Genomic DNA, 768 nt, shown 5'->3' with positions numbered 1-768 from the left:
CAGATCGACGCCGCTCATCCGCGTCTGCGCGGAGAACGACAGGAACACCGCATGCAGCGCGGCCATGTCGCGCTGGCGAATGTTGAAGCGCTGCTTTGCCAGGACGACGATGCTGCGGCCTTCCGGCGTCTCGTCCGACAGCGAAGCCAACTGCGCGGCATCGGCGAATGCTTCCTCGGTCACGGTCGATACCGGATAGAACGCCGAAGCCTGGCGGTTGCCGAGCGTGATCGTGCCCGTCTTGTCGAGCAGCAGCACGTCGACGTCGCCCGCTGCCTCCACTGCACGGCCCGACGTCGCGATCACGTTCGCCTGCATCATCCGGCTCATTCCGGCGACGCCGATCGCGGACAAGAGGCCGCCGATCGTCGTCGGGATCAGGCACACGAGCAGCGCGACGAGCGCGGTGATCGTCACGACGTGGCCCGCCTTCATCGCTTCGACGGAGAACATCGAGAACGGCAGCAGCGTCGCGGTCGCGAGCAGCATCACGATCGTCAGCGCGACGAGCAGGATCGTGAGCGCGATCTCGTTCGGCGTCTTCTTGCGCTTCGCGCCTTCGACCATCGCGATCATCCGGTCGAGGAACGCCTCGCCCGGGTTCGCCGTCACCTGGACGACGATCCAGTCGGACAAGACGCGCGTGCCGCCCGTCACCGACGAGAAGTCGCCGCCCGATTCGCGGATCACGGGCGCCGATTCGCCGGTGATCGCCGATTCGTCGACCGACGCGACGCCTTCGATCACCTCGCCGTCGGCGGGAATCGT

The 768-nt window shown here is 66.8% G+C and carries 1 protein-coding gene; it reads right to left on the bottom strand.

Annotated elements, in window-relative coordinates; all coding sequences use genetic code 11:
• Positions 1-768, bottom strand: a 768-nt coding sequence (locus WS69_RS26605; protein WP_156438407.1) for an HAD-IC family P-type ATPase, incomplete at both ends; no start/stop codon positions are given.

Origin of the sequence: Burkholderia sp. BDU5 (assembly GCF_001522845.1) — a bacterium.
Lineage (GTDB): Bacteria > Pseudomonadota > Gammaproteobacteria > Burkholderiales > Burkholderiaceae > Burkholderia > Burkholderia mayonis.
Note: the sequence above shows the minus strand (reverse complement) of the source record. Positions and strands in the feature narration are given on the sequence as shown.